This is a genomic window from Nereida sp. MMG025 (assembly GCF_021654165.1).
GTDB lineage: Bacteria > Pseudomonadota > Alphaproteobacteria > Rhodobacterales > Rhodobacteraceae > Nereida.
This window is the reverse complement of record NZ_JAKFZN010000004.1, coordinates 170,279-194,235: the sequence shown is the minus strand read 5'-3', so window position 1 is coordinate 194,235 and position 23,957 is coordinate 170,279. Positions and strand designations below refer to the sequence as shown.

The 23,957-nt window shown below is 56.9% G+C and carries 27 protein-coding genes and 1 riboswitch; of the genes, 6 read left to right on the top strand and 21 right to left on the bottom strand.

All coding sequences use genetic code 11. The annotated features are described in order from the left end of the window. The gene (locus L1065_RS12845) at nucleotides 1-606 is read left to right on the top strand and encodes a hypothetical protein (RefSeq protein ID WP_237095899.1); all 606 of its coding nucleotides are present in this window, start codon (nucleotides 1-3) and stop codon (nucleotides 604-606) included. Here L1065_RS12845 and L1065_RS12840 read toward each other — a convergent pair. Then, nucleotides 575-1,732 carry an MFS transporter gene (locus L1065_RS12840; protein WP_237095898.1) on the bottom strand — a complete coding sequence of 386 codons (1,158 nt, stop codon included), beginning with the start codon at nucleotides 1,730-1,732 and terminating at the stop codon, nucleotides 575-577. The genes L1065_RS12845 and L1065_RS12840 overlap by 32 nt on opposite strands. Before the next feature lie 158 nt (nucleotides 1,733-1,890). On the opposite strand from L1065_RS12840, the gene L1065_RS12835 reads away from it, so the two are divergent. The 4 genes from L1065_RS12835 to L1065_RS12820 all read left to right on the top strand — a co-directional run bounded on the left by L1065_RS12835 (nucleotide 1,891) and on the right by L1065_RS12820 (nucleotide 4,899). Further along, the gene (locus L1065_RS12835; protein ID WP_237095897.1) at nucleotides 1,891-2,541 is read left to right on the top strand and encodes a 50S ribosomal protein L25/general stress protein Ctc; all 651 of its coding nucleotides are present in this window, start codon (nucleotides 1,891-1,893) and stop codon (nucleotides 2,539-2,541) included. A gap of 110 nt (nucleotides 2,542-2,651) precedes the next feature. Beyond that, the gene (pth, locus tag L1065_RS12830; RefSeq protein ID WP_237095896.1) at nucleotides 2,652-3,326 is read left to right on the top strand and encodes an aminoacyl-tRNA hydrolase; all 675 of its coding nucleotides are present in this window, start codon (nucleotides 2,652-2,654) and stop codon (nucleotides 3,324-3,326) included. A gap of 46 nt (nucleotides 3,327-3,372) precedes the next feature. Beyond that, nucleotides 3,373-4,530: a serine hydrolase gene (locus L1065_RS12825; protein WP_237095895.1), complete on the top strand. Its 1,158-nt coding sequence runs from the start codon at nucleotides 3,373-3,375 to the stop codon at nucleotides 4,528-4,530. Continuing rightward, nucleotides 4,531-4,899, top strand: a complete 369-nt coding sequence (locus L1065_RS12820) for a DUF2237 family protein (RefSeq protein WP_237095894.1) — start codon at nucleotides 4,531-4,533, stop codon at nucleotides 4,897-4,899. A gap of 18 nt (nucleotides 4,900-4,917) precedes the next feature. Here L1065_RS12820 and trpB read toward each other — a convergent pair whose 3' ends face one another. From trpB to miaB, 20 genes are all read right to left on the bottom strand, one after another. Beyond that, the gene (gene trpB / locus L1065_RS12815) at nucleotides 4,918-6,165 is read right to left on the bottom strand and encodes a tryptophan synthase subunit beta (RefSeq protein ID WP_237095893.1); all 1,248 of its coding nucleotides are present in this window, start codon (nucleotides 6,163-6,165) and stop codon (nucleotides 4,918-4,920) included. A gap of 136 nt (nucleotides 6,166-6,301) precedes the next feature. Continuing rightward, complete coding sequence (locus tag L1065_RS12810) at nucleotides 6,302-6,529, bottom strand: N-(5'-phosphoribosyl)anthranilate isomerase (protein WP_237095892.1); 228 nt, start codon at nucleotides 6,527-6,529, stop codon at nucleotides 6,302-6,304. A 23-nt stretch (nucleotides 6,530-6,552) separates the two neighbouring features. Next, nucleotides 6,553-7,197, bottom strand: a complete 645-nt coding sequence (locus L1065_RS12805) for a phosphoribosylanthranilate isomerase (protein ID WP_237095891.1) — start codon at nucleotides 7,195-7,197, stop codon at nucleotides 6,553-6,555. An 8-nt stretch (nucleotides 7,198-7,205) separates the two neighbouring features. After that, complete coding sequence (locus L1065_RS12800) at nucleotides 7,206-7,565, bottom strand: LapA family protein (RefSeq protein WP_237095890.1); 360 nt, start codon at nucleotides 7,563-7,565, stop codon at nucleotides 7,206-7,208. A gap of 4 nt (nucleotides 7,566-7,569) precedes the next feature. Continuing rightward, entirely contained in the window at nucleotides 7,570-7,851 is a 282-nt protein-coding gene (gene ihfB, locus L1065_RS12795) for an integration host factor subunit beta (protein ID WP_237095889.1), read from the bottom strand. Between the two features lie 315 nt (nucleotides 7,852-8,166). After that, on the bottom strand, nucleotides 8,167-9,945 hold the full coding sequence (rpsA, locus tag L1065_RS12790) for a 30S ribosomal protein S1 (protein ID WP_255766507.1): 1,779 nt from the start codon (nucleotides 9,943-9,945) through the stop codon (nucleotides 8,167-8,169). A 120-nt stretch (nucleotides 9,946-10,065) separates the two neighbouring features. Beyond that, entirely contained in the window at nucleotides 10,066-10,485 is a 420-nt protein-coding gene (locus L1065_RS12785; protein WP_237095888.1) for a hypothetical protein, read from the bottom strand. Between the two features lie 141 nt (nucleotides 10,486-10,626). Beyond that, nucleotides 10,627-11,772 (bottom strand): DUF2130 domain-containing protein, encoded by a 1,146-nt coding sequence (locus L1065_RS12780; RefSeq protein WP_237095887.1) that lies wholly within the window; start codon nucleotides 11,770-11,772, stop codon nucleotides 10,627-10,629. A gap of 115 nt (nucleotides 11,773-11,887) precedes the next feature. Continuing rightward, the gene (gene cmk / locus L1065_RS12775) at nucleotides 11,888-12,496 is read right to left on the bottom strand and encodes a (d)CMP kinase (protein ID WP_237095886.1); all 609 of its coding nucleotides are present in this window, start codon (nucleotides 12,494-12,496) and stop codon (nucleotides 11,888-11,890) included. Next, nucleotides 12,493-12,891, bottom strand: a complete 399-nt coding sequence (locus L1065_RS12770; protein ID WP_237095885.1) for a GFA family protein — start codon at nucleotides 12,889-12,891, stop codon at nucleotides 12,493-12,495. Before L1065_RS12770 ends, cmk begins: the two co-directional genes overlap by 4 nt. Then, nucleotides 12,888-14,234: a 3-phosphoshikimate 1-carboxyvinyltransferase gene (gene aroA / locus L1065_RS12765; protein ID WP_237095884.1), complete on the bottom strand. Its 1,347-nt coding sequence runs from the start codon at nucleotides 14,232-14,234 to the stop codon at nucleotides 12,888-12,890. The genes L1065_RS12770 and aroA overlap by 4 nt, the downstream gene beginning before the upstream one ends. Before the next feature lie 97 nt (nucleotides 14,235-14,331). Beyond that, entirely contained in the window at nucleotides 14,332-15,054 is a 723-nt protein-coding gene (gene trmB / locus L1065_RS12760; protein WP_237095883.1) for a tRNA (guanosine(46)-N7)-methyltransferase TrmB, read from the bottom strand. A 32-nt stretch (nucleotides 15,055-15,086) separates the two neighbouring features. Next, a complete protein-coding gene (gene metK / locus L1065_RS12755) occupies nucleotides 15,087-16,268 on the bottom strand; it encodes a methionine adenosyltransferase (RefSeq protein WP_237095882.1) in 1,182 nt (393 codons plus the stop codon). A 5-nt stretch (nucleotides 16,269-16,273) separates the two neighbouring features. After that, a riboswitch (SAM-SAH riboswitch) is annotated at nucleotides 16,274-16,322 on the bottom strand. 52 nt (nucleotides 16,323-16,374) lie between these two features. After that, entirely contained in the window at nucleotides 16,375-17,871 is a 1,497-nt protein-coding gene (lnt, locus tag L1065_RS12750; protein ID WP_237095881.1) for an apolipoprotein N-acyltransferase, read from the bottom strand. A gap of 5 nt (nucleotides 17,872-17,876) precedes the next feature. Further along, nucleotides 17,877-18,770 carry a transporter associated domain-containing protein gene (locus tag L1065_RS12745; RefSeq protein WP_237095880.1) on the bottom strand — a complete coding sequence of 298 codons (894 nt, stop codon included), beginning with the start codon at nucleotides 18,768-18,770 and terminating at the stop codon, nucleotides 17,877-17,879. A 48-nt stretch (nucleotides 18,771-18,818) separates the two neighbouring features. After that, nucleotides 18,819-19,304 carry an rRNA maturation RNase YbeY gene (ybeY, locus tag L1065_RS12740; protein ID WP_237095879.1) on the bottom strand — a complete coding sequence of 162 codons (486 nt, stop codon included), beginning with the start codon at nucleotides 19,302-19,304 and terminating at the stop codon, nucleotides 18,819-18,821. Next, nucleotides 19,301-20,311, bottom strand: a complete 1,011-nt coding sequence (locus L1065_RS12735) for a PhoH family protein (RefSeq protein WP_237095878.1) — start codon at nucleotides 20,309-20,311, stop codon at nucleotides 19,301-19,303. The genes ybeY and L1065_RS12735 overlap by 4 nt, the downstream gene beginning before the upstream one ends. 157 nt (nucleotides 20,312-20,468) lie before the next feature. Beyond that, the gene (locus tag L1065_RS12730) at nucleotides 20,469-20,789 is read right to left on the bottom strand and encodes a hypothetical protein (protein ID WP_237095877.1); all 321 of its coding nucleotides are present in this window, start codon (nucleotides 20,787-20,789) and stop codon (nucleotides 20,469-20,471) included. 11 nt (nucleotides 20,790-20,800) lie between these two features. Beyond that, on the bottom strand, nucleotides 20,801-21,361 hold the full coding sequence (locus L1065_RS12725; RefSeq protein ID WP_237095876.1) for an OmpA family protein: 561 nt from the start codon (nucleotides 21,359-21,361) through the stop codon (nucleotides 20,801-20,803). Nucleotides 21,362-21,616: 255 nt separating this feature from the next. Next, nucleotides 21,617-22,960 carry a tRNA (N6-isopentenyl adenosine(37)-C2)-methylthiotransferase MiaB gene (miaB, locus tag L1065_RS12720; protein WP_237095875.1) on the bottom strand — a complete coding sequence of 448 codons (1,344 nt, stop codon included), beginning with the start codon at nucleotides 22,958-22,960 and terminating at the stop codon, nucleotides 21,617-21,619. Between the two features lie 117 nt (nucleotides 22,961-23,077). On the opposite strand from miaB, the gene L1065_RS12715 reads away from it, so the two are divergent. Further along, entirely contained in the window at nucleotides 23,078-23,947 is an 870-nt protein-coding gene (locus L1065_RS12715; RefSeq protein ID WP_237095874.1) for a hypothetical protein, read from the top strand. Nucleotides 23,948-23,957 lie beyond the last annotated feature (10 nt).

Sequence of the window (23,957 nt, the reverse complement as noted above, 5' to 3'; positions counted from 1 at the left end):
ATGTTGATCTTTTTTGACCCGTCGCTTGTGTTTCTGGCCGTCCCCAAAACGGGGACGACCGCTATTGAATTGGCGCTCAAGGGCAAGGCCGACATCATCTTTTCTAAGGGTCGCAAGCACATCAACGCACAGCGCTACCGCAACAAGATTGCGCCGTTTCTGGGGGATGTGTTCGGGCAAAAACCGCGCACGATGGCGGTAATGCGCGAACCGCTGGACCAGCTGAGCAGCTGGTATCGCTACCGCGCGCGGCTTGAGCCATCGAACCCCAATTCCACCAAGGCGATCAGCTTTGACCAGTTCGTTCTGGACGTTCTGCAGGACGACCCACCCCAACACGCGCGGGTGGGCAGCCAGTTCGGGTTTGTAACATCGGGCAAGGGCAAGGTGCTGGTCGATCATCTGTTTGCTTATGAACGCGCCGATACGCTGCACGCATTTTTGCGGGATCATTTCGGGGCGTTTTCGCTGTCGGAAACCAATGTGTCCCCAAAAATGAAAGTGTCCCTATCGGCTGAGGTAGAGGCGGAATTGCGCCGCAAACGTGCCGATGATTTCGCCCTGCACGATCAGATCATGGCTGCACAGGGGCATCTTTCGTCATAGAACGCCGCAGCGCAAAGGCGGCAGGCACAACCAGCAGCAACAGAACGCTGACGCAGGCAAAGGCCACCCGCAGGCCAAACCATTCCGACAAAAACCCCATCACCATCGGCGCGATGAAAAAACCTGAAAAGCCGATCACGGCAACTTTCGAGATGGCTTCGGTGCGGATCTCGGCGCGCACCTGCTGACCAACAAGGGCCAGCCCGATCGGACCGATGACCGACACCCCAAGCCCCATGATGCCAAAGCCCACATAAGACACCATCGGCGTTGGCGCTGTGGCTGCAATGAAAGTGCCGACAGACGACAAAAGCGTTGCGAACACCACAACGCGCAGTTCAGAGAATTTTTCGGTGATGACCTGCCCCGAGAACCGCCCGATGGTCATCGTCAGGCCCAACATCGCGGGGCCAAGCGCGCCCTCGGCGGCGCCACCGTCCAAGGTGCGCTCGATATGCAGGGCCGACCATGCCTCAACCGTGGCTTCGGCCATAAATGCGATCAACACGATCACCCCGCAGATCAAAACAGGCGACATGGGATAGGCCTGCCGCTGTCCTGTGCCGTCTTTCGTGCGATGAACAGGCATTGCCATATCAACCGCCAACACAAGCGTGACCAAGCCCGCACAGCCGAACACCAAAACAGGCGGCACGCCGTATTCACGGGCCACCCCCGTGGCCAAAGCCGCACACATATACCCAAGCGAAAACATCCCGTGATTGGCATTCATCAGGGATTTGGAATGGTGCGCCTCAAGATCGCTGACCCGCGCATTCATCAGCACGTCCATCAACCCCGAAGCCGCGCCGATGGCCACCATCGTCATCCCAAAGGCCAAAGGGCTGCTGACCAATCCGGGGATCAAAAAGAGGATCGCCGTCAAAATAGCCGCACAGGGCAACCCAATGCGGCCCAAGCTGCGGTCGATGCGCGGGGCGAGCCACATGGCGCTGACCAGCCCAAGGGCCGTGCACAAAAGCAATGTGCCAAACACGGCATCCCCCGCCCCAATTTGCGCTTTTAACACGGGCACTTGCGCCGCAAAGCAGCCCCAAAACCCACCCAGTGCAAAGAACGCACGGGCAGGTTTTCGGGACAGCAATAACGCGTTTGGCAGGCTCATGGCGGGGTCCAGTTGTGGGTCTGGTCAGGTGACATGGCTTTGCGCGCCCGATCAACCCAGAAAAAGCGCTTTCCAAACGCAGGATTCGCCCCTAAAAGCGCGGGTTCATGGCGACCGCACCCTTGGAGGCGGAGCCCTTTTTATATTGGAGAAACATCATGGCTGGTCAGATCCCAGATCTTATCGTCCAGGAACGCGCGGGGACAGGCAAGGGGGCCGCTCGCGCAGCACGCCGTAATGGTATGGTTCCTGGCATCGTATTCGGTGGCGACACCGATCCGGTGGCAATTCAACTTCCCTTCAACGAGCTGTTCAAGCGTTTGAAAGCGGGCCGTTTCAAATCGACCCTGTTCAACATGAAGCTTGAAGGTCACGACGACGTCCGCGTCATCTGCCGTGACGTGCAGCGCGACGTTGTCAAGGATCTGCCCACACACGTGGACTTCATGCGTCTGAAGCGCACAACAAAAATCAACCTGTTTATCCCTGTTGATTTTGTTGGCGAAGAAGAGTGCAAAGGCCTGAAAAAAGGCGGCGTTCTGACGGTTGTGCGTCCTGAGGTTGAACTGGTTGTCACCGCTGGTGATATCCCAGACAGTATCACCGTGGACCTGACAGGTCTGGAAGTTGGTGACACCATCAACATCTCGGACGTGACATTGCCAGCAGGCGCAAAACCCACCATCGACCGCGACTTCGTGATCGCCAACATTCAGGCGCCATCCAGCCTGAAATCGGCCGACGATGAAGCCGAAGGCGATGATGCGGCAGCTGATGAAGTGCCAGCAACAGAGCAAGCAGAAGACTAAGTCTTCTGGATGTCTAAACGAAAGGGCCATGCCGCAGGTGTGGCCCTTTTGCTTTGCCTGTAAGGTGGATTAAAATCCACCTTACCCCTTTGAGGAAGAGGACCACCGCCATGAAACTCTTTGCAGGCCTTGGCAATCCCGGCGCAAAATACGCGATGAACCGTCACAACATCGGCTTCATGGCACTTGACCGAATTGCGGATGATCACGGATTTTCCCCGTGGCGCGGCAAATTTCAGGGACAAGTAAGCGAAGGACGCTTGGGCGGCCAAAAGGTTATATTGCTCAAGCCCGAAACCTTTATGAACAATTCGGGCCAGTCGTTGCGGGCTGCTTTGGATTTCTACAAGCTCGACAGCACGGACGTCACGGTCTTTCACGATGAGATTGATCTGGCCCCCGCCAAGACGCGGGTAAAATCGGGCGGCGGTCATGCCGGCCATAATGGTCTGCGATCAATACACGCGCATATCGGTCCACAGTATGACCGCGTGCGCATGGGCGTGGGCCATCCCGGTCACAAAGATGCGGTGCCCGGATATGTGCTGCGCGACTTTCCAAAGGCCGATCAGGGTTGGCTTGATGATGTGCTGCGCGGCATATCCGATGGCGCACCCTATTTGGCAGATGGCGACACTGCCAAGTTTCTCAACGCAGTGGCCCTGCGCGCGGCCCCGCCCCGCCCGTCCACTGGCACAAAGGCGCCCAAGGCCAAAACACCACCCGATCCCGCGCCCGAAGATACCCGCAGCGCGATGCAAAAGCTCATGGATAAGTTCAAATAGTGCCGTAAGGTGGACGCCGGTTCACTTGCTTGAGGGGGCACAAAAGATGATCGGGAAAATCCTGCGCGGCGGATTAGTGCTGGCCATTCTTTTGGGGGGTGTCGCCGCCTTCAACTATGAACGGATCAACCGCCTTCTGGCCGTGACCAGCCTGTTTGAAGTCGATCAGATCGTCGGCAACTTTTCCAACATGGACGCCGCCTTTTTGCACAGGCCGCTGCCGCGCGGCGACGGCCCCACAAGCGTCTTGCCGCAGGGTCCACAGATGAGCCTACCCGCAGGCTTCCAAAGCTGGATCGAGGACAGCGCCATCACCGCCCTGGTCGTCTTGCAAGACGGCGCACTGGTCCATGAAAGCTATCACCTTGGCACCACCGCCGCGGACCGCCGCATCAGCTGGTCGGTCGCCAAATCCTATCTTTCCGCGCTGATGGGCGTGGTCCTCGCAGAAGGCGCAATCGATAGCATCGACGATCCCGTCACCAAATACGCCCCCGCATTAAAAGGGGGCGCCTACGGTGGTGCCACGATCAAAGACGTGTTGCAGATGTCCAGCGGTGTCACCTTTGACGAGGACTATCTAAAGTTTTCAAGCGATATCAATCGGATGGGCCGCGTGCTGGCGCTTGGCCGCTCCATGGATGGCTTTGCCACTGACCTGACCGAGACGTTCCAACCCGCAGGCACGGCTTGGCAGTATGTTTCAATCGACACCCACATTATCGGAATGGTGATCCGCGGTGCGACAGGCCGCAGCATCCCTGACCTTCTGTCCGAAAAGATCATCGCCCCGATGGGGCTCGAGGCCGATCCCTATTACCTGACCGATGGTGATGGCACGGCCTTCGTGCTTGGCGGCCTCAACCTGCGCACCCGCGACTATGCACGCTTTGGCCAGATGTATCTGCAAGGCGGGCACTATAACGGCCAACAGATTGTGCCCGCCGATTGGGTCGCGGCATCGACAGTGCCTTCGGCAAGGACGCGCGCGGATCAAACGGGCTATGGCTACCAATGGTGGATTCCCCAAGGGGCAGACAGCGGCGAATACCTCGCACGTGGCATCTACGGTCAATACATCTATATCCATAACCCAAGCGGAACAGTCATCGCGATGAATTCAGCAGACCGTGGATTTCGGCAAGAAGGTGTCTTTGCGCGCCACGTGGCGATGTTTCGCGCGATTGCCAAAGGAGAGCAATAGATGGAACCAGACGACAGCATAAATGTATTGGGCGGCCCGCTTGTGGTGTGCGGCACCGATCCTGTGACCGGCTTTTTCCGCGACGGGTATTGCAACACCTGCGCCGCCGATCAGGGCAGCCACACAGTCTGCGCCGTGATGACCCAAGAGTTTCTGGCCTTTAGCAAATATGTTGGCAATGATCTCAGCACGCCCCGCCCGGAATTTGGTTTTGCGGGGCTAAAGGCAGGTGACAGCTGGTGCTTGTGCGCAGGGCGTTTCCTGCAAGCCCATGACGAAGGCTGCGCACCGCGCGTCAGCCTTGAAGGCACGCACCAGCGCGCGCTGGACGTCGTGCCGTTGGATGTGTTGGAGCGCTATAAAATGTAAGGTGGGGTCGCCCCCACCTTATTCAAACACGCGCCCTTCCGGCCCCGACATGTCGAAGCCAAGATGACGGGCGACGGTAAAGATATCCTTGTCGCCGCGTCCGCACATATTCATCACCAGCAGGTGATCTTTGGGCAGATCGGGCGCAATTTTCATCACATGGGCCAACGCATGGCTTGGCTCAAGCGCGGGAATAATGCCTTCCGTGGAACAGCTGAGCTGGAACGCCTCAAGCGCCTCTTTGTCGGTGATGCTCACGTATTGGGCGCGGCCAATGTCGTGCAGCCACGAATGTTCAGGCCCGATGCCCGGGTAATCCAGACCCGCCGAAATGCTGAACCCTTCCAAGATCTGGCCATCATCGTCTTGCAACAGATAGGTGCGGTTGCCATGCAGCACACCCGGGCGGCCACCTGTGAGCGACGCGCAGTGCTCCATCTTTTCGTTCACGCCTTTACCACCCGCTTCAACACCGATGATATTGACCGATGTGTCATCAAGAAACGGATAGAACAGCCCCATCGCGTTCGACCCGCCACCAATGGCGGCAATGATCGTGTCAGGCAGGCGCCCTTCGGCGGCGTGCAGCTGCTCTTTGGTTTCCTTGCCGATGATCGCTTGGAAATCGCGCACCATCGCGGGGTACGGGTGCGGGCCTGCGACTGTGCCGATGCAGTAAAACGTGTCGCGCACATTGGTGACCCAGTCGCGCAGCGCGTCGTTCATCGCGTCCTTGAGCGTGCCGCGCCCTGATGTGACAGGGATCACTTCAGCCCCAAGCAGACGCATGCGGAACACGTTCGGCGCCTGGCGTTCAACGTCATGCGCCCCCATATAGACCACACATTTCAAACCGAATTTCGCGCAAACGGTAGCGGTGGCAACACCATGCTGGCCAGCCCCCGTTTCTGCGATGATGCGCGTCTTGCCCATGCGGCGGGCCAGAATGATCTGACCCAACACGTTGTTGATTTTATGCGCGCCTGTGTGGTTCAGCTCGTCACGCTTGAGGTAAATCTTGGCCCCGCCCAGATGCTCGGTCAGACGTTCGGCAAAATATAGCGGCGACGGACGCCCCACATAATGCGTCCACAGATCGTGCATCTCGGCCCAAAAGCTGTCATCAGTCTTGGCGCGCTCATATTGCTCTTCCAATTCAAGGATCAGCGGCATCAAGGTCTCAGAGACAAAACGCCCGCCAAATTTACCAAAGCGGCCCTTTTCATCAGGACCATTCATGAAAGAATTGAAAAGATCGTCGGCCATCTGTGCGTTCCCCTAAAAGCTGAGATATCATCTAGCGTGCAAGGCAGGCTGCGTAAAGCGACAAGGCTTTTCGAAAAGCCTTGTGCCGCGCGATTTCGAAATCGCGCTCGCAAGCGCCTTTGGAAGGCGCTTGCCCCTAGACCACCCGTTTCAAGTCATGTTGATGGCAAAACACCACAAAATGTCGACCGCTTTCGACCACTTGGTACCCGCGTCGGCGGGCCTGATCCAGAAAATGCGCGCGTCCGACCAATCTTTCTACGTCACGGATCTGGCGTTTTATGACACCACCTGACAGCGCTTCTTTGGAATTAAAGAAATCGGCCAACCAGATTTCGGGTGTAAGATGTGCAGGTAAAGTCATACCCGCTTCATATCCCCGTTTGGTTAATTGGGCCTTAATGCTGCGGCGAAATCAGCCATTCGCTGCGCATCTTTTACACCGGCAGTACGCTCAACGCCGCTGGACACATCAACCTGCCGCGCACCCGTCATCTGCACGGCCTGCGCCACATTGTCAGGCGTCAGCCCACCCGCCAGCATCCACGGCACAGGCCAGCTTTTTCCTGCAATCAAGCGCCAGTCAAAGGCCAAACCGTTGCCGCCCGGCAAGTCTGCGTTTTTCGGCGGTTTGGCATCGATCAACAATTGATCGGCCACCCGCGCATAGGCGTCCAGCGCGGGCAGGTCATCGGCGTCCGCCACACCCACAGCCTTCATCACTGGCAGCCCGTATTGCGCCCGCACCTGCGCCACCCGCTCAGGTGTTTCAGAGCCATGAAGCTGCAACATATCCAACGGCACACGCGCGGTCAGATCATCCAGAAACGCGTCCTCGGCGTTCACAACCAAGGCCACCTTGGCGATACCCGCAGGCACCTCAAGCGCCAACGCAGTAGCATCCTCTACCGCGATATTGCGGGGTGACTTGGGAAAAAACACAAAGCCGACATACCCCGCCCCCGCCTGCGCAGCCGCAACAATATCGGCGGGCTGCGTCAGCCCGCAAAACTTGATCCGAATGTCAGCCATATGGGCGCTCAGCAGGCCTGATCCAGAAGAGCCAGAACCTCGTCCTTGCCTTCAGATTGCTTACCCTTCAGCCGCCGCACCTCGCGTTCAAGCGCTTTCACTTCACGCTCTTTGGCGGCTTTCTCGGCGCGGTGTTTGTGCTCGCGCACCCACTCCCACACAAACCCGAGCAGGATACCAATACCGATGCCCGCAAAGATCACCGCAAACAACGGCACATCAACCGACTGCAACAAAAGCGGCACGCCCGTCAGCTCGGCCAGTTCGGCCGGCATCAAGCGAAGTGTCACCACACCGCGGTTGGCCATCGCAACCACGATAAGCGCCACCGCAATCGCGGCCAGAATGATGTAGCGAATGTAACGCATTCGATTATCCCTTGTTCAGGCGATCACGCAGCAATTTACCCGTTTTGAAGAACGGCACGTGCTTTTCTTCAACGCTGACGGCCTCGCCCGTGCGCGGGTTGCGGCCCTGACGCGCATCGCGTTTCTTGACCGAGAACGCACCAAAGCCCCGAAGCTCTACGCGGTCCCCATTCGACATTGCATCAATAATCTCATCAAAGATGGTATTCACGATCTTTTCGACATCCCGCTGATATAAATGCGGATTTTCGTCAGCAATCTTCTGGATCAGTTCACTTCTGATCATATCGCGCGTCCCCCTTTAAATTCTTCTCGTCTGGCTGCAAAATACGACGCATGCCCCATAGGGCCACCTTGCGGACAAAAAAACAAGGCGCAGGCGCAGCAACACAGCGTTTTGCGCGACGATTACCCCCGATAAACGCAAAATTTGAAACCGCGACGCAAAAATTCTCCCCGAATTCAGTAGGATGACGCTTGGTCAACCCGTAACTACGCATCGCTATCCAGCTTTGATTCGTGAACGCATCATGCTGCCAGAACGAAAAAGGCCCCCCGCATCACCTGCGAGGGGCCCGATTTTTGAAACGGTTTGAACGACTTATTTGTCGTCGTTGTTCAGTGCGGCGCCAAGGATGTCACCAAGCGATGCACCCGAATCCGACGAGCCATACTGCTCAACTGCTTCTTTTTCTTCGGCAATCTCACGTGCCTTGATCGACAGACCCAGACGGCGTGTCTTGGCATCCATGTTGGTCACACGGACGTCGATCTTGTCACCGACCGAGAACCGCTCTGGGCGTTGCTCTGCGCGGTCACGGCTCAGGTCGCTACGACGGATGAACGATTTCATGCCTTCGTATTCCACCTCGATGCCGCCATCTTCGATCGATGTGACTTCAACCGTGATGATCGCACCGCGCTTCACGCCGCCAACAGCTTCTGCAAATTTGTCACCGCCAAGGGCTTTGACCGACAGGCTGATGCGCTCTTTTTCAACGTCGACTTCGGTGACAACAGCCTGAACGCTATCGCCCTTCTGGTAGTCGCCGATCACGTCTTCGCCGCGGCCTTCCCATGTCAGGTCTGACAAGTGAACCATGCCGTCGATGTCGCCTTCCAGACCGATGAACAGACCGAATTCAGTGATATTTTTGACGTCACCTTCAACTTCTGTGCCAACGGGGAATTGCTCGGCAAAGACTTCCCATGGGTTGCGCTGTGTCTGTTTCAGACCAAGCGATACGCGGCGCTTGGCGCCGTCGATTTCCAGAACCATGACCTCGACTTCTTGGCTTGTCGAAACGATCTTGCCTGGGTGGACGTTCTTCTTGGTCCAGCTCATTTCGGATACGTGGACCAGACCTTCAACGCCGGCTTCCAGCTCAACAAATGCACCGTAGTCGGTGATGTTTGTCACGCGGCCAGTGTGCACCGACTCAAGTGGGTATTTCGCAGCAACCAGATCCCATGGATCTTCTTGCAACTGCTTCATGCCAAGGCTGATACGGTGTGTTTCTTTGTTGATCTTGATGACTTGCACCTTGATCGTTTCACCGATTGTCAGGATTTCCGATGGGTGGTTCACACGGCGCCATGCCATGTCTGTGACGTGCAGAAGCCCGTCAACACCGCCCAGATCAACGAACGCACCGTATTCAGTGATGTTCTTGACCACACCGTCAACTTCTTGGCCTTCAGCCAGATTGCCGATGACTTCGGCGCGCTGTTCGGCACGCGATTCTTCAAGGATGGCACGACGCGACACAACGATGTTGCCACGGCGGCGGTCCATTTTCAGAATTTGGAACGGCTGTTTCAGACCCATCAGCGGGCCTGCGTCGCGCACGGGGCGCACGTCAACTTGGCTGCCTGGAAGGAACGCAACCGCGCCGCCCAGATCAACTGTGAAGCCGCCCTTGACGCGGCCAAAGATGGCACCGTCAACACGCTCTTCAGCAGCATATGCTTTTTCCAGACGATCCCATGCTTCTTCGCGGCGGGCCATCTCGCGCGAAATAACGGCTTCGCCGCGCGCGTTTTCGACCTGACGCAAGAATACTTCTACGTCGTCGCCTACATTGATTTCGGGTGCTTCGCCTGGGTTTGCGAATTCTTTAAGCTCAACGCGGCCTTCCATTTTATAGCCTACGTCGATGATGGCTTGGCCCGCTTCAATTGCGATGACCTTGCCCTTAACAACGGACCCCTCTTCGGGTGTGTCCATTTCGAAGCTTTCGTTCAAGAGTGCTTCAAACTCGTCCATAGTGTTAGCCATGTGGCGTGTACGTCCTTTTAGATGTTTTCTGGCCGCGCGGTTGTCTCCGCCGGTCTTTGGGGTGAATTTGGTCAAAACGCCAATCGGCGGATCATAAAACATCAGGGCCGGTGCAATACCGACCCTGCTCAAGTCTCATGTCCGCACCTGTCTCGATGCTTTAACACCGCGGCTTTTAGGGGCATTGCGCTTTAAGTGCAAGGGGTTTGCGCCACGCCCCGCCTATGCGGCAGCAGCGCCGAAAACAGCCGCAAACCGGTCCAACCCCAAAACGGAACTGCGATATTCTATCAGGGCGACTTTGGGGTGCACCCGTCCGCCTGTCACCATGTAGCGCACATTCGACACGCTTGGGTCAGACTGGCCCAGTTTCGGGGTCAGGTATTCAACCCAGACCGATGTGGTTTGCACCGTGCCCACGCTTTGCGCGACGACCCGCGCGGTGCTTGGCTGAAACCCACCCGCAACCAGCGCGTCATAATAAGCGCGAAGCCCCTGCACCACCTGTGTATGTTTGGTAAAAACATTCGGCTCTTGGTTCACATACAGCGGCAAGGGCACAACATAATACGAAGCCACTGCTTCGAAGTCACACCGCCAAAATGCGCGGTTCAAACGATCAAAAAAAGATTGGTAGGTCATCAGGGCAGTCCAAGCATCGCGGTTGGTCGGCAAACTCAGGTAACACTGCACTCATTAAGCACAACCCTGCATTGCAGCATCACCCCTCTGATCGAAAGGGGAAAATCACCTGACCTCGCGTCAGAAATGGCGCGCGCCTGCCTATTCCAGCAATCCCTCGTCCATCCCGTCGATCTGCGGCATCACCTGCCCCGCAATGCCCTGCAAATCCCCGTGCAGCCCAAGCATCGACGCCTGCACCAGCTCCATCTGTTTGGCGCGTGTCGCCCATGACTTTTCCATAAAAGTCCGCTCTTTGCGCAGCGCCTCTTCCATGGCCACAAAACGTTCAACCACAGCCTCGATCCGCTGTTTGAACTGCGTGCCCGTGAAATACTCGAAAATCAGCTCTTGCTTGGTTTGCTGGCCCACCTGCAATCCCTTGGTCACCGCCACATCCAGCAGGCCCTGCCGCAGCACCCGCCCAAGCGCCACCGCATAGCGCGGCGCACAGACCCAAATGCCATCCACCTGCGCAAAACTCTCCACGCCGTCGGGCAAAGCGGTCGAGGTCAGCACCGCCACCTCGCAGCCCGCCGCGCGTTGATCGTTGCGCAGCTTGGCCAGCCATCCCGCCGTCCAATTCTTGGTCCGCTTGCTTTCCCACAAAATGCGCCCTGCCACAGCGCCCTGCCCGTCGCGCACGTTTTGCTGCACATCCGCGCCGCTGACCCCCTTGGGCACAGGCGCAAAATCATCCATCGCGAAGGCTTGCGCCAGCGCATCTTCCAGCACAATCTCGGCCGCCTCGCCCTGGGTCTGCATGCTGCCCTGCTCGGATTTCTGCTTAAGCGCTTCAATCTGGCGCTTCATCCCCTCGATCATCTGGTCCTTCTCGGCCACCTTCAGCCCCGCGGCCTCCTCGGCAACCAGCTTTGCCTTGGCCTCCAACGCAATGCGTTCCTCGGCCAGCTTGCGTTGCACCGTCAATTCCAACTCGCGCTCTTTTTCTTCCAAAGCCTCTTTCAGCTTCATCGCTTCAAGCTGCTCTTTTGCCGCGGCCTCCAGCTTTTTCTTCTGGGCGTCCACCTGCGCTTTCAGCGCCGCTTGCATTTCGCTGGCTTCCGACTTCCCCGCCTCCTTGGCGCGCGCTTCGGCTTCTGCGACCGCACGTTTGGTCGCCTCTTCTTTGGCCGCGATCTGCGCTTGGAATTTCGCAGTCAAATCTGCCACCAACGGGCCGGCCAGTTGCTCGGTCAATTCAATCTCGCTCGAACAGGTCGGGCAGGTGATTTTCAAATCGGCCATTTCTTAACAACTCCTGAATAAATTTACCCAAAAACACCAAAACGTCTGACGCCCGTCAGACGCTAGGCCATACCGTGAGCAGACGCTCTGCCACACGGCTTTTTCGCCAAAAATCCTAGCCCAAAACGGCGCGAATGGCATCCTCGGCGTGTTTGACCGCGGCATCTATATCTAGTGTTGAGGTATCAATCACAATCGCATCATCCGCAGGGATCAAGGGGGCGACCGCACGTTCGCTATCGCGGCGGTCACGTTCTTTGACGTCAGCCAAAACGCTCTGACGCGTGACCTCGATACCCTTGCCGTCCAACTCCAGAAAGCGGCGCTCGGCCCGCACTTCGGCGCTGGCCGTCACAAACAGTTTCACCTGCGCATCAGGGCAAATCACCGTGCCTATGTCGCGCCCGTCCAGCACCGCACCGCCGGCACGCGCCGCAAAGGCGCGCTGGAAATCCACAAGTGCTGCGCGCACCTCGTGAAGGGTTGCGACGCGACTGGCGGCCTGTGCAACTTCTGGCGTGCGAAGATGATCGCCAACCACATCCTCTGGAACCAACCCTTTGGCCGCATCGGTCGGATCAACCCCTGCCAGCATCTTGGCCCCCACCGCACGGTACAAAAGCCCCGTGTCCAGATGGGCAAATCCGAACCGCGCCGCAACCGCTTTGCTGATCGTGCCTTTGCCGCTTGCGGCAGGACCGTCTATGGCAACCGTGATGGTCATAGGACTTGCGTCGTCAAATCAGGGTCGGCTTGCGCAGCACAGGGCAGATCGGCTGGCAAATCATAATAATCGCCCTTATCTGCACAAAAGATATGGCCCGCCGTTTTCAGCCCTGTTGGGCCATCCAGCGTCCCTGCCATAATCGACAGGTTGATCCCGGGACCGTCCCAAAACAGGTTGCTGCCACAGGTGCCGCAAAACCCCCGCTTTGCCGTTTCAGAGGATGCAAACCACGTCACATCCCCTTGAATTTCAACGTTTTCCCGCAAGGCAGAGGTGGCAGTGACGAAGTTACCTGTGGTCTTGCGGCACTGCGTGCAATGGCACGCCACCACAGGGCGCAGCGCGCCTGTTACGCGGTAGGTGACCGCACCGCACAGGCATCCCCCCGTCATGTGCGCTCGACCTTTGCACCCAGACCGTTCATCAGCGGCTCAAAGATCGGAAAGCTTGTGGCAATCGGGCCGCCATCATCCACCGAAACAGGCGCCGCCGTGCCCATGCCAAGCACCATGAACGACATGGCAATACGGTGATCCAATCGGCTTTCCACTGTCGCACCGCCCTTGGCCGCGCCGCCGCGTTTGCCATGCACCGTCCACCAGTCATCGCCCTCGTCCACCGTCACACCGCAGGCACGCAGACCTTGGGCCATCGCGTCAATGCGGTCACTTTCCTTGACGCGCAATTCCTTGACGCCGGGCATATGCGTTTGACCTTCGGCAAAGCTGGCGACGACAGACAGCACGGGATATTCGTCAATCATGCTGGCCGCGCGTTCGGCAGGCACCTCGATGCCGCGCATGTCGGGCGAATATTTCGCGCGCAGATCGGCCACGGGCTCGCCGCCTTCCTCGCGCATGTTTTCAAACGTCAGATCCGCGCCCATGTCCTGCAAGGTTTGGAACAATCCCGCACGGGTCGGGTTCAGGCCGATATTAGGCACCAGCACATCCGAGCCTTCGGTGATCAACGCCGCACAGACAGGAAACGCGGCGCTCGACGGATCACGCGGCACCACAATATCTTGTGGTTTTAGCTCTGGCTGACCAGTCAGGGTAATTTTTGTGCCTGTTTCAAGGTGTTCTGTCACCACCTCTGCGCCAAATCCGACCAGCATCCGTTCGGTGTGGTCGCGGGTAAATTCTTTTTCGATTACAATGGTTTGGCCTGGTGCGTTCAGCCCTGCAAGCAACACTGCTGACTTCACCTGCGCTGATGGAACAGGCGTCGCATATTCGACAGGAACAGGGTTTTTTGCGCCAACGATGGTCATCGGCAAGCGCCCCCTGGCCCGTCCATAGGATGTCGCCCCGAACAAGGAAATCGGATCCGTCACCCGCGCCATCGGCCGCGACCGCAAAGACGCGTCCCCTGTGAAGGTGACGGTCATGTCTGTGGTGGCCATACAGCCCATGATCAAACGAACGCCCGTGCCTGAATTGCCGCAATCAATGACGTCATCAGGCTCGCGAAAGCCACCCACACCAACGCCGTGGACAGACCAGTTTCCGTGGCCATGATCGATCACCTGTGCGCCGAAGGCCCGCATCGCCTTGGCAGTGTCCAGCACATCTTCGCCTTCCAAAAGCCCTGAAATCCTGGTTTCGCCGACAGCCATTGCCCCAAAAATAAGTGAGCGGTGCGAGATGGACTTATCACCCGGCACATGGGCTTGGCCCACCAAAGGGCCACATTTGGAAGATTGCATCGGAATGGGTGTGCCGTGGCTGGACATTGCGCGTTTCTCGTTTGGTCATTTGCCCACGTTCTAACGTGCCTGTCGCAAAGGGTAAATCAGCCGATCCGCATTTGGCGCAAATACTGTAAGCCGATCAGACGCGGCGGAACGTCAGATAGTGTTGTGGCCGCCCTTCGCGGATCGCCTTTTGCTCGTAGCGGGTGGAAATCCAGTCGTCCCAAGGTGTCTGCCAATCGGCAGCGCAGGTGGCTTGCCATTCAAAACCTGCCTTCGGGATTTCTTGCAGCGCCTGGCGCACGTAATCCCCGATATCTGTTGCCACCCGAAACTCCGCCCCGCGCTTCATCACCCGTGCCAAAGGCTCCAAGTGATCGGGTGTAACAAAACGACGGCGGTGATGGCGTTTTTTGGGCCATGGGTCAGGATACAAAAGAAACGCCTTGGAGATCACCGCATCGGGCATGACATCAAAAATGTCGCGCGCGTCATTGGGATAAATCTTGAGGTTCTCGACCCCCGAGCGACGGATTTTCCCCAACAGCATGGCCACACCATTGATGTAAGGCTCGGCCCCGATGATGCGCACGTCGGGGTTTTGCTGCGCTTGATGGATAAGATGTTCGCCACCACCAAAACCGATCTCCAGCCAAAGCTCTTTACCGCCTGACAACGTCTGGGCATCCAGCGGCGTACGATCCGGATTTTCCTCCCAAGAGACAGGACCGGGCGAAAGCTGCGCCAAATCTTCATCAAGGTAGCGCTGTTGGGCAGGCGCAAGGCCTGGTCCTTTGAAACGCCCGTAGAAATTGCGCTGCGGCGCACCCTTGGGACGTTTTTGGTTTGACCGATCCGACATCGCGTCAGGCGGGTTTGACCCCGCCCCCCTTGTTAAAGCGCTGCTTTCAGAGCGTTGGTCAAATCCGTACGCTCCCACGAAAAACCGCCATCCGCATCCGGCTCACGCCCGAAGTGGCCATAAGCGGCAGTGCGTTGATATATTGGCTTGTTCAGTCCCAGATGCTCGCGGATCCCACGCGGGGTCAGGTCCATGACTTGGGCCACAGCAGCTTCGATCTGTGCAGGTGGCACCTCGCCCGTGCCAAACGTGTCTGCATAAATCGACAGTGGTTTGGCCACGCCGATCGCATAGCTCAGTTGGATCGTACAACGATCCGCGATGCCTGCCGCCACAACATTCTTGGCCAGATAACGGGCAGCATAGGCCGCAGAGCGGTCAACCTTGGTCGGATCTTTGCCCGAAAAAGCACCGCCGCCGTGGGGCGCGGCCCCGCCATAGGTATCCACGATAATCTTGCGTCCCGTCAAACCTGCGTCACCATCGGGCCCGCCAATAACAAATTTCCCTGTCGGATTTACGTGCCATTCGGTTTCAGGTGTGATCCAGCCGTCTGGCAGGACTTCGGTGATATAGGGCGCAACCACAGCGCGGACGTCATCGCTTGTCATGCTGGCATCAAGATGCTGCGTGGACAAAACGATAGATGAAACACCAACAGGCTTGCCGTTTTGATAGCGCACAGAAAGCTGCGATTTTGCGTCAGGGCCAAGCGTTGGTTCGGTGCCGTCTTTGCGCACTTCGGCCAAACGGCGCAAAATGGCATGGGCGTATTGGATAGGCGCGGGCATAAGCGCGTCTGTTTCCGTGGTCGCATAGCCGAACATGATGCCCTGATCGCCAGCGCCTTCATCTTTGTCGGCCGCCGCATCAACGCCTTGGGCGATATGTGCCGATTGTTCGTGCAACAGATTGGTTATCTTGCAGGTTGCGTGGTGAAACTTGTCCTGTTCGTATCCAATATCTTTGATGCAGGCGCGGGCGATATCTTCGATCTTGCCCATGTAGTCGTGCAGCTTGTCTTGATCTGACAGCCCCACTTCCCCACCGATCACAACGCGGTTTGTTGTGGCAAAGGTTTCCGCGGCAACGCGGGCTTCGGGCTCTTCGGCCAGAAACGCGTCGAGAACCGCGTCCGAGATACGGTCACAGACCTTATCGGGGTGCCCTTCCGAAACGCTTTCGGAGGTGAAGGTATAGTTCTGTCGTGACATGAAAATGCTCCGTTGATGTCAAACCATCCCGTCAGGAAGCCGTTGGGATAGCGATATGAGGGTGGCCTACGCCGTTGCATGCGGGGCGTCAATGGGGGCGCAGGTTCTATCGGTGTTCGAACGCACGCATTGCCCTTGGCGCAACACCTAACAGAGCGACCAGAAAAGCCAAAAAGATCGCGAAAGGCAGATCACCTGCTTGCGCGTAAAACGTGGGCGGGCGTTGGGTTGGAAGCGGTTGATCCAGCGCGCCTTGCGTATTGAGCGGCAAAGACCCCGTAATGCGGCCGCGTGCATCAATCATAGCAGAAATGCCTGTATTGGCAGACCGAACCATTGGGGTGCCCTGTTCGATGGCGCGAAACTGCGCCTGGACCAAATGCTGCCGCGGACCAGCCCAGTTTCCGAACCAGCCATCATTCGTAATCAAAAGCAAAAGGCGCGCGCGTTCCGAGGTGGCCCCCACCAGATGCGGAAATATGCCTTCGTAGCACACCAAAGGTTGCGCAGTGCCGATCCCGGGAATGTCCATCAAACTGGGGCCTGCCCCCGCCGAATACCCATGACCTTCGCGGGCGGCCAGCCCCTGAATGCCAAGCGCAGAAAAGACATCGCCAAAGGGGATGTATTCGCCGAATGGCACAAGGTGGGATTTGTCATAGAGCGCTGTGACCTGCGCCTGTTCAATCATCACGGCCGAATTGAAAAAGCGGCGATCCTCACGCCGTTGCACCCCAAGGACCACAGGCGCGCCCCCTGCCCGATTTGCAATGGCCCCAAAAGCGCCAGCCGCATTGTCCAACCAAACAGGCACAGATGTTTCGGGCCAGACGATCAGATCGACGTCCCCGTCCCGTGCCGTGAGGGCCAGCCCGCGATCAAAGAACATTTGCACTTTGTCCGCTTGCCATTTTTCCGACTGTGGCGCGTTGGGTTGCACGATACGAATGATCGGCGCCGATGGATCAGGGGCTTGCGGCAAAGGGGGCGGCATCCAAAGCGCCAGACCGCTGATCAACGCAACAGGCACCGACCACAGCAGGCGACCCTGTTTGGCTTGGGTTACAGCCCCGCAGATCGCCGCACAGAGCGCGAACGTCAGCAGCGTAAGGCCGTAGGGGCCAATCGAGGCCACCGATTGCGCCAGCCCGTGATCCACCCAGATGTAGGCAGGCAAGCCCCAGGGAAACCCGGTGAACACATAGGCGCGGGCCAACTCAACCACGCTCAAAAAGAGCACCCATGCGATCGCCAAGGACACAGCCCCCCGCGACATCCATTTGGCCAAGCCATGGGCAAACGCCCAAAAAAGCGCCAAACCAGTCGACAGGAAAACAAGCGCGAACGGGGCCATCCAGCCGTGCTGCGCAACATCCACCAAAAACGGCTCAACAATCCAATGCAGGGACAGCGCAAAATAGCCGGTGCCAAACATCCAACCCGACCACGCCGCGCCACGCGGCGTTTGGGCCTGCAACACGACCATCAGTTGGAGTGCACCACCAATCAACGCCGCGGCAACCGCCCCGATGGGCGCTTGACCCGATGCAAAGCAGGCACCAGCGGCGAATGACGCCGCCGCAACCATCCAACGGCGGCGCATCTGGATCAAGGCACGCGGACGCGCAAGCGTTTGATGCGGCGCGGATCCGCGTCGACGACCTCAAACTCTGCACCTGACGGGTGTTTGACCACCTCGCCACGGGCAGGAACGGACCCTGATAACATGAAGACCAGACCGCCAAGCGTATCGATATCTTCTTCATCGATCTCGTCATCATCGGTTAAGGACTGACCAATCGCTTCTTCAAATTCATCCAGCGGTGTCTTGGCCAAGGCCAGATAGCAGCCCTCTTTCTCGCGGGTCCAAAGCTGGTCTTCTTCGATGTCGTGTTCGTCTTCGATTTCACCGATGACCTGCTCAATCAGGTCTTCGATTGTCACCAGACCATCGACACCGCCATATTCATCGATGACAAGCGCCATATGGATACGTTCGGCCTGCATGCGTTGCAGCAATACACCTGTGGGCATGGATGGCGGGGCATAGATCAATTCGCGCAACATACCACGCAGATCAAAGTCGCCATTGCCGTTGAACCCGTGCCGCAAGGCCAGATCCTTAAGGTGCACAAGCCCGATGGGCGTGTCTAATGTGCCTTCAAAAACAGGCAAACGCGTCAAACCACTTTCGCGGAAAACCTCGACCAGATCATCTTTGGAAATGTCGACGGGAACGGCCGTAATCTCGATTTTCGGGATCGCAATGTCATCCAACTGAAGGCGACGCAAATTGACCATGCCGTGGGTGGGGCGGGCCATTTCTGTGGGCTGTGCGGGCGTATCTTCGACGTCCGAAGGGCTAAGGGCACCGATAATACGGCTGAAAAACCCATCAGATTTTGCGATTGCGCGTTCGGTATCAGGTGTGGGTTCAGTTGTCTGTGGCTGGTTCTGCGCGCCTTGCGCTGCGCTAGAAGAGCCGTCGGGGCTATCGGTCATTTGGTCCTTCGCATGGGTTAACGCGCCACGGCAAACGCAGGCGCATCCTTAATATGGGTCAGCGACCCCCAGAGTTGCAAGGATTTCAACCTCCAACCCTTCCATTAAGGCGGCATCTTGGTCGTCAATGTGATCATATCCCAACAAATGCAAGGTGCCGTGGACAATCAAATGCAGACAATGATGCGCAAACGGCAGCTTCGCGGCCTCTGCTTCGGACGTGCAGGTGTCAAATGACAAGGCGATATCGCCCAGTTCTGTTTCGCCAAAGGGGTCTTGTTCGGGCGGCAAAGGCGTCTCGCCGGGTCGCCCCGTGGCCAAATCCTGTGACGGCCAGGACAACACATTTGTGGCCGCCTCCTTTGCGCGGAAATCCGCGTTCAAGGCGCGAATGCGTTCGTCATTGCAGCCCATCACGCTGACCACAAAGACCGAAGGTTCAATCCCGACACGATCAAAGGTGGCCGCAATGGCACGTTCGGCCAACGCGTCCAGATCGCTCCAGCGCGCATCTTCGACAGAAACGTCGATCACTTGGCAGGATCGTCTTTGTCGTAAGCTTCAATAATTTTCGCAACCAACGGATGGCGCACCACGTCTTTGGCGGTGAAATAATTAAAGCTGATATTTTTGATGCTGCTGAGCAAACGTTCTGCATCGCGCAGCCCCGATTGCACGCCGCGTGGCAGATCGATCTGGGTGCGGTCGCCTGTAATGACCATTCGGCTGCCCTCGCCCAAACGGGTCAGAAACATCTTCATTTGCATCGATGTGGCGTTTTGCGCTTCGTCCAGAACCACAAAGGCATTCGACAAGGTGCGCCCGCGCATAAACGCCAATGGCGCAATCTCGATCTTCTTTTCCTCGATCAGTTTGGCCACCTGTTTGGACGGCAAAAAATCGTTCAACGCATCATAAAGCGGCTGCATATAAGGGTCGACTTTGTCTTTCATATCTCCTGGCAGATAACCGAGTTTTTCCCCCGCTTCGACCGCAGGGCGTGACAGGATAATGCGGTCTACTTTGCCGCCGATAAACATGTTCACACCTGCCGCGACCGCAAGATAGGTCTTGCCCGTCCCCGCAGGTCCGATGCCAAAGCAAAGTTCGTTATCGAACATTTCTTTGACGTAATGCTTTTGGGCTTCCGTGCGCGGTTTCACAAGTTTCTTGCGGGTGGTGATTTCAACGTCACCGCCTTTGAACATCTCGATCTGGTCGCCGTGGCGCACGCCTGTGTCATCAGACGCGCCATTCATCCGCAACTCACCATCAATTTCACCTGCATCAATGGGTGCGCCACTTTCAAGGCGGGTATACAATGTTTGTAAAATCGCTTCTCCGCGCGCGCGGCTGCCTTCTTCACCGATAAGCGCAAGTTGGTTGCCCCGGCGGATGATCTGGATCGACAGTTTGTTTTCAATTTGTGCGAGATTGCGGTCGTACTCTCCGCAAAGATCAATCAGCAGGCGATTGTCGGGGAACTCCAGCAAAGTTTCCTGAAGCTCTGTGGCAGCGGGGGGCAGCGTTTGTGTGGGCAATCAGCTCTCCTGAATAAGCCGGCTTTGGCCTGTTTTGTCTATCGTGCGCGGGTCGTGCCTGTGATGCAAGGGTCTGCATGCATGACACACCACCTAAACCAAAAAAGGCCCCCGACAATCATGTCAGAGGCCTTTTGAATATCATATCTGCGCAATCCTAGAGCGGATCTGGAATATCAGAGCCTTCGCGGAACGGGCCAGTCGCGGTACCGGGAGGTGCGATACCCGAACAAACGGGCTTACCCATTGGGTCAAGACGCTGCGAAAGATACCCTTCAACACCATCATCGATGATCCAGTGGTCACATCCATTTGGGTCAACCCAGATACCAGCGCGCAGTTGGCTCAGGTCTTTTTCGTCGCGACCTTTATCAACTGTTTTGTCCGAACGCTCGCCGCCTTCGCCCAGAACGCCGCCGCCACATGCACTTAGAAAAGCGCCTGCTGTGACCAGAGCTGCAATTTTTACCAGTTTCATCTCAGCTCTCCTCAGCGAATACAGATAATTTCGACGCGACGGTTCTGTGCCATGCCTGCGTGTGTTTTGTTCGATGCTTTCGGGACGCGTTCGCCATAACCGCGCACGTCAACGATACGTGCACCGACGCTTTGACCAACTGCGGCCACTGCGTTTGCACGATTGAGTGACAAGCGCATGTTATACGCGTCTGACGCGCGGCTGTCGGTGTGGCCCGAAATGATGTAGGCTGCCGCATTTGCCTGCTGGAAGAATTGCTGCAGGCGCTGGCGACCAGCGGCGTTGATTTTGTAGCGATCGGTCGAGAACAGCTGATCGGCATTCATCACACCGCACACGTTACCACGACGGCAAACAGGAATACCCTGACGGTTGACGTGGGGAGTCATGTAGCCTTCGTAACCGTCGTCCATTACCCAGTGCTCGCACCCATCTGGATCAACCCAGATTGTTGGAACGTAACGCTCGCCTACGACGGTGCGTTCTTGCGCTTGTGCAGCACCCACTTGTACCATCAAGCCCATTGCAGCGGCGAGGCTGCCGCCAAGCACTGTCTTGACCAGATTTTTCATTGTTTTCGCCACAGCTACTGTCCTCTGCCAAATCTTACTATGTCCAGTTGAGGGTTGTGATCTTCTTGGCTGTCCAAGCCAGAAGCACCCTTTATCTCGCCAACACTAGCAAGTTTGGTCATTTTGTGAAGAACTAATTACCACATATTGTGTCTAAAGAGGCAACAATTCATGGCTTTTAGGCGGATTGTAGGGCTGTGGATAAGATTTCTCAGCAGCTCAAGGCAGAAAAAAGGAACGCTGCGTTAACTTAGGTTAATCGCAAATCAGCTCGCCCTTAAGAGAATTGGCCTCTGAGGCGACGATTTTCACGCGTCCGATCTCGCCGATCATATCCGAAGGGGCCAGCACATGCACCGCGTGCAAGTGATCTGACTTCCCGATAAGTTGCCCCTCAAGACGGCCCGTCTTTTCGAACAAGACACCAACCTCGTGCCCGACCATCGCATCCTGAATGTCGCGCTGTTGCTGTGTCAGCAACGCCTGCAGGCGATACAGACGATCACTTGCCACATCGGGATCAATTTGCGGCTTTTCGGCCGCGGGTGTGCCGGGCCGTGTCGAGTATTTGAAGCTGAAGGCTTGCCCGTACTTCACCTCTTCGATCAAGGCCATCGTATCGGCAAAATCCTGATCGCTCTCTTCAGGGAAGCCGACGATAAAATCACCCGAGATCAAAATGTCTGGTCGCGCGGCGCGGATACGCTCGATCAGGCGGATGTAGTCTTCTGCTGTATGTTTGCGGTTCATCGTCTTGAGAATACGGTCACTGCCTGCCTGAACAGGAAGGTGCAAGTAGGGCATCAGTTTTTCGCATGTCCCATGGGCCTCAATCAGCGCATCATCCATATCGTTGGGGTGGCTGGTGGTGAAACGGATGCGTTCCAGACCGTCTACTGCGTTCAGCTTCCAGATCAAATCGGCAAGGCTGGCTTCGTCGCCCGCGTCATCAAGGCCATGGTAGGCATTTACGTTCTGACCAAGCAGAGTAATTTCGCGCACCCCGCGCTCTACCAGATCGCGGGCTTCGCCGATGATACGATCCACAGGGCGGCTGACCTCGGCCCCGCGGGTGTAGGGCACGACACAGAATGCGCAAAACTTATCGCAGCCTTCCTGAACCGTTAGAAAGGCCGTTGGGCCACGCTTGGCTTTGGGACGCGATTTCAGGTGATCAAACTTATCTTCTTGCGGGAAATCGGTATCCAGCGCGCGGTCGCCGCTGCGCACTTTCGCCTCCATCGCGGGCAGACGGTGATAGCTTTGCGGCCCAACAACTAAATCAACGGCCGGCTGGCGGCGCACAATTTCTTCGCCCTCTGCCTGCGCCACACAGCCCGTGACACCAATTTTCAAATCGGGGTTCTTGGCTTTCAGACCCTTCAGGCGCCCAAGCTCGGAATAGACTTTTTCGGCGGCTTTCTCGCGGATGTGGCAGGTGTTGAGCAAAATCATATCCGCCTTGTCAGGGCTTGAGACTTGCTCATACCCCGCCTCGCCCATCGCCTCGACACCAAGTGCTTCGGCCATCCGCTCGCTGTCATAGACATTCATCTGGCAGCCATAGGTTTTGATAAACAACTTTTTGGTATCGGCCATGATATCCGTCCTGCGGTTTGAAAAGATCGGGCTTTGCGAAGATTCATGCTCATGTATATAAAGCGGTCAGCGCTTGCAACGATCCCTGCGCGTCTTGTCCAAAACAGGCCCGTAAAAATGACCCCTCCGACCATCGACAGCTTTTTGAAAAACGATGCAGCGCGTTTGGCCAAAGGGCCAATTGCAATGATTTTCGTCGAAGACCAGATCGAGGTAAATTCGACCATTCGCCACCATCTCGATGCGGGGTTCAAAGTTGTGATGGTCATGGCAAAACCCGATATCGAAATAAGCGATGATGTGGCCGACCGTATTGTGCGCATATCATATGAACCGATCGAGGATTTTACGGTTCAAACGCATATCAACAAGGTCATTGCCAAAACAGCGGGCCAATGGCTGTATTATTGCTATAACGGCGAGTACCTGTTCTATCCCTTTAGCGAGACCCGCAGCGTCGGAGAGATGTTGGCCTTCCACACCGAAGAGCGCCGCGATGCGATGCTGACATATGTGGTCGACCTGTATGCAGGTGATCTGAACCAACACCCCAACGCGGTGAACCTGGAAGACGCATTTCTTGACCGATCAGGATATTACGCGCTTGCCCGTAAGGACCCCAAAAACGGGTGGGAGCCCAAAGAACGGCAGCTTGATTTTTTCGGTGGCGTGCGCTGGCGGTTCGAAGAGCACATCCCGTTTGAGCGACGCAAGATCGACCGCATCGGTATTTTCCGCGCAAAGGCAGGCTTGGAAATGCGGCTCGATCACACGCTCAACGACGAAGAATATAACACCTATGCGTGCCCGTGGCATAACAATATCACTGCGGCAATCATGTCCTTTCGCACGGCCAAAGCCCTTAAGCGGAACCCCGGCTCGACCTTTGATATCGAAACATTCAAATGGCGGAATTCCACACCTTTTGAATGGCACAGCCAGCAATTGATGGATCTGGGACTCATGGAGCCAGGACAGTGGTTTTAACGTAAGGTGG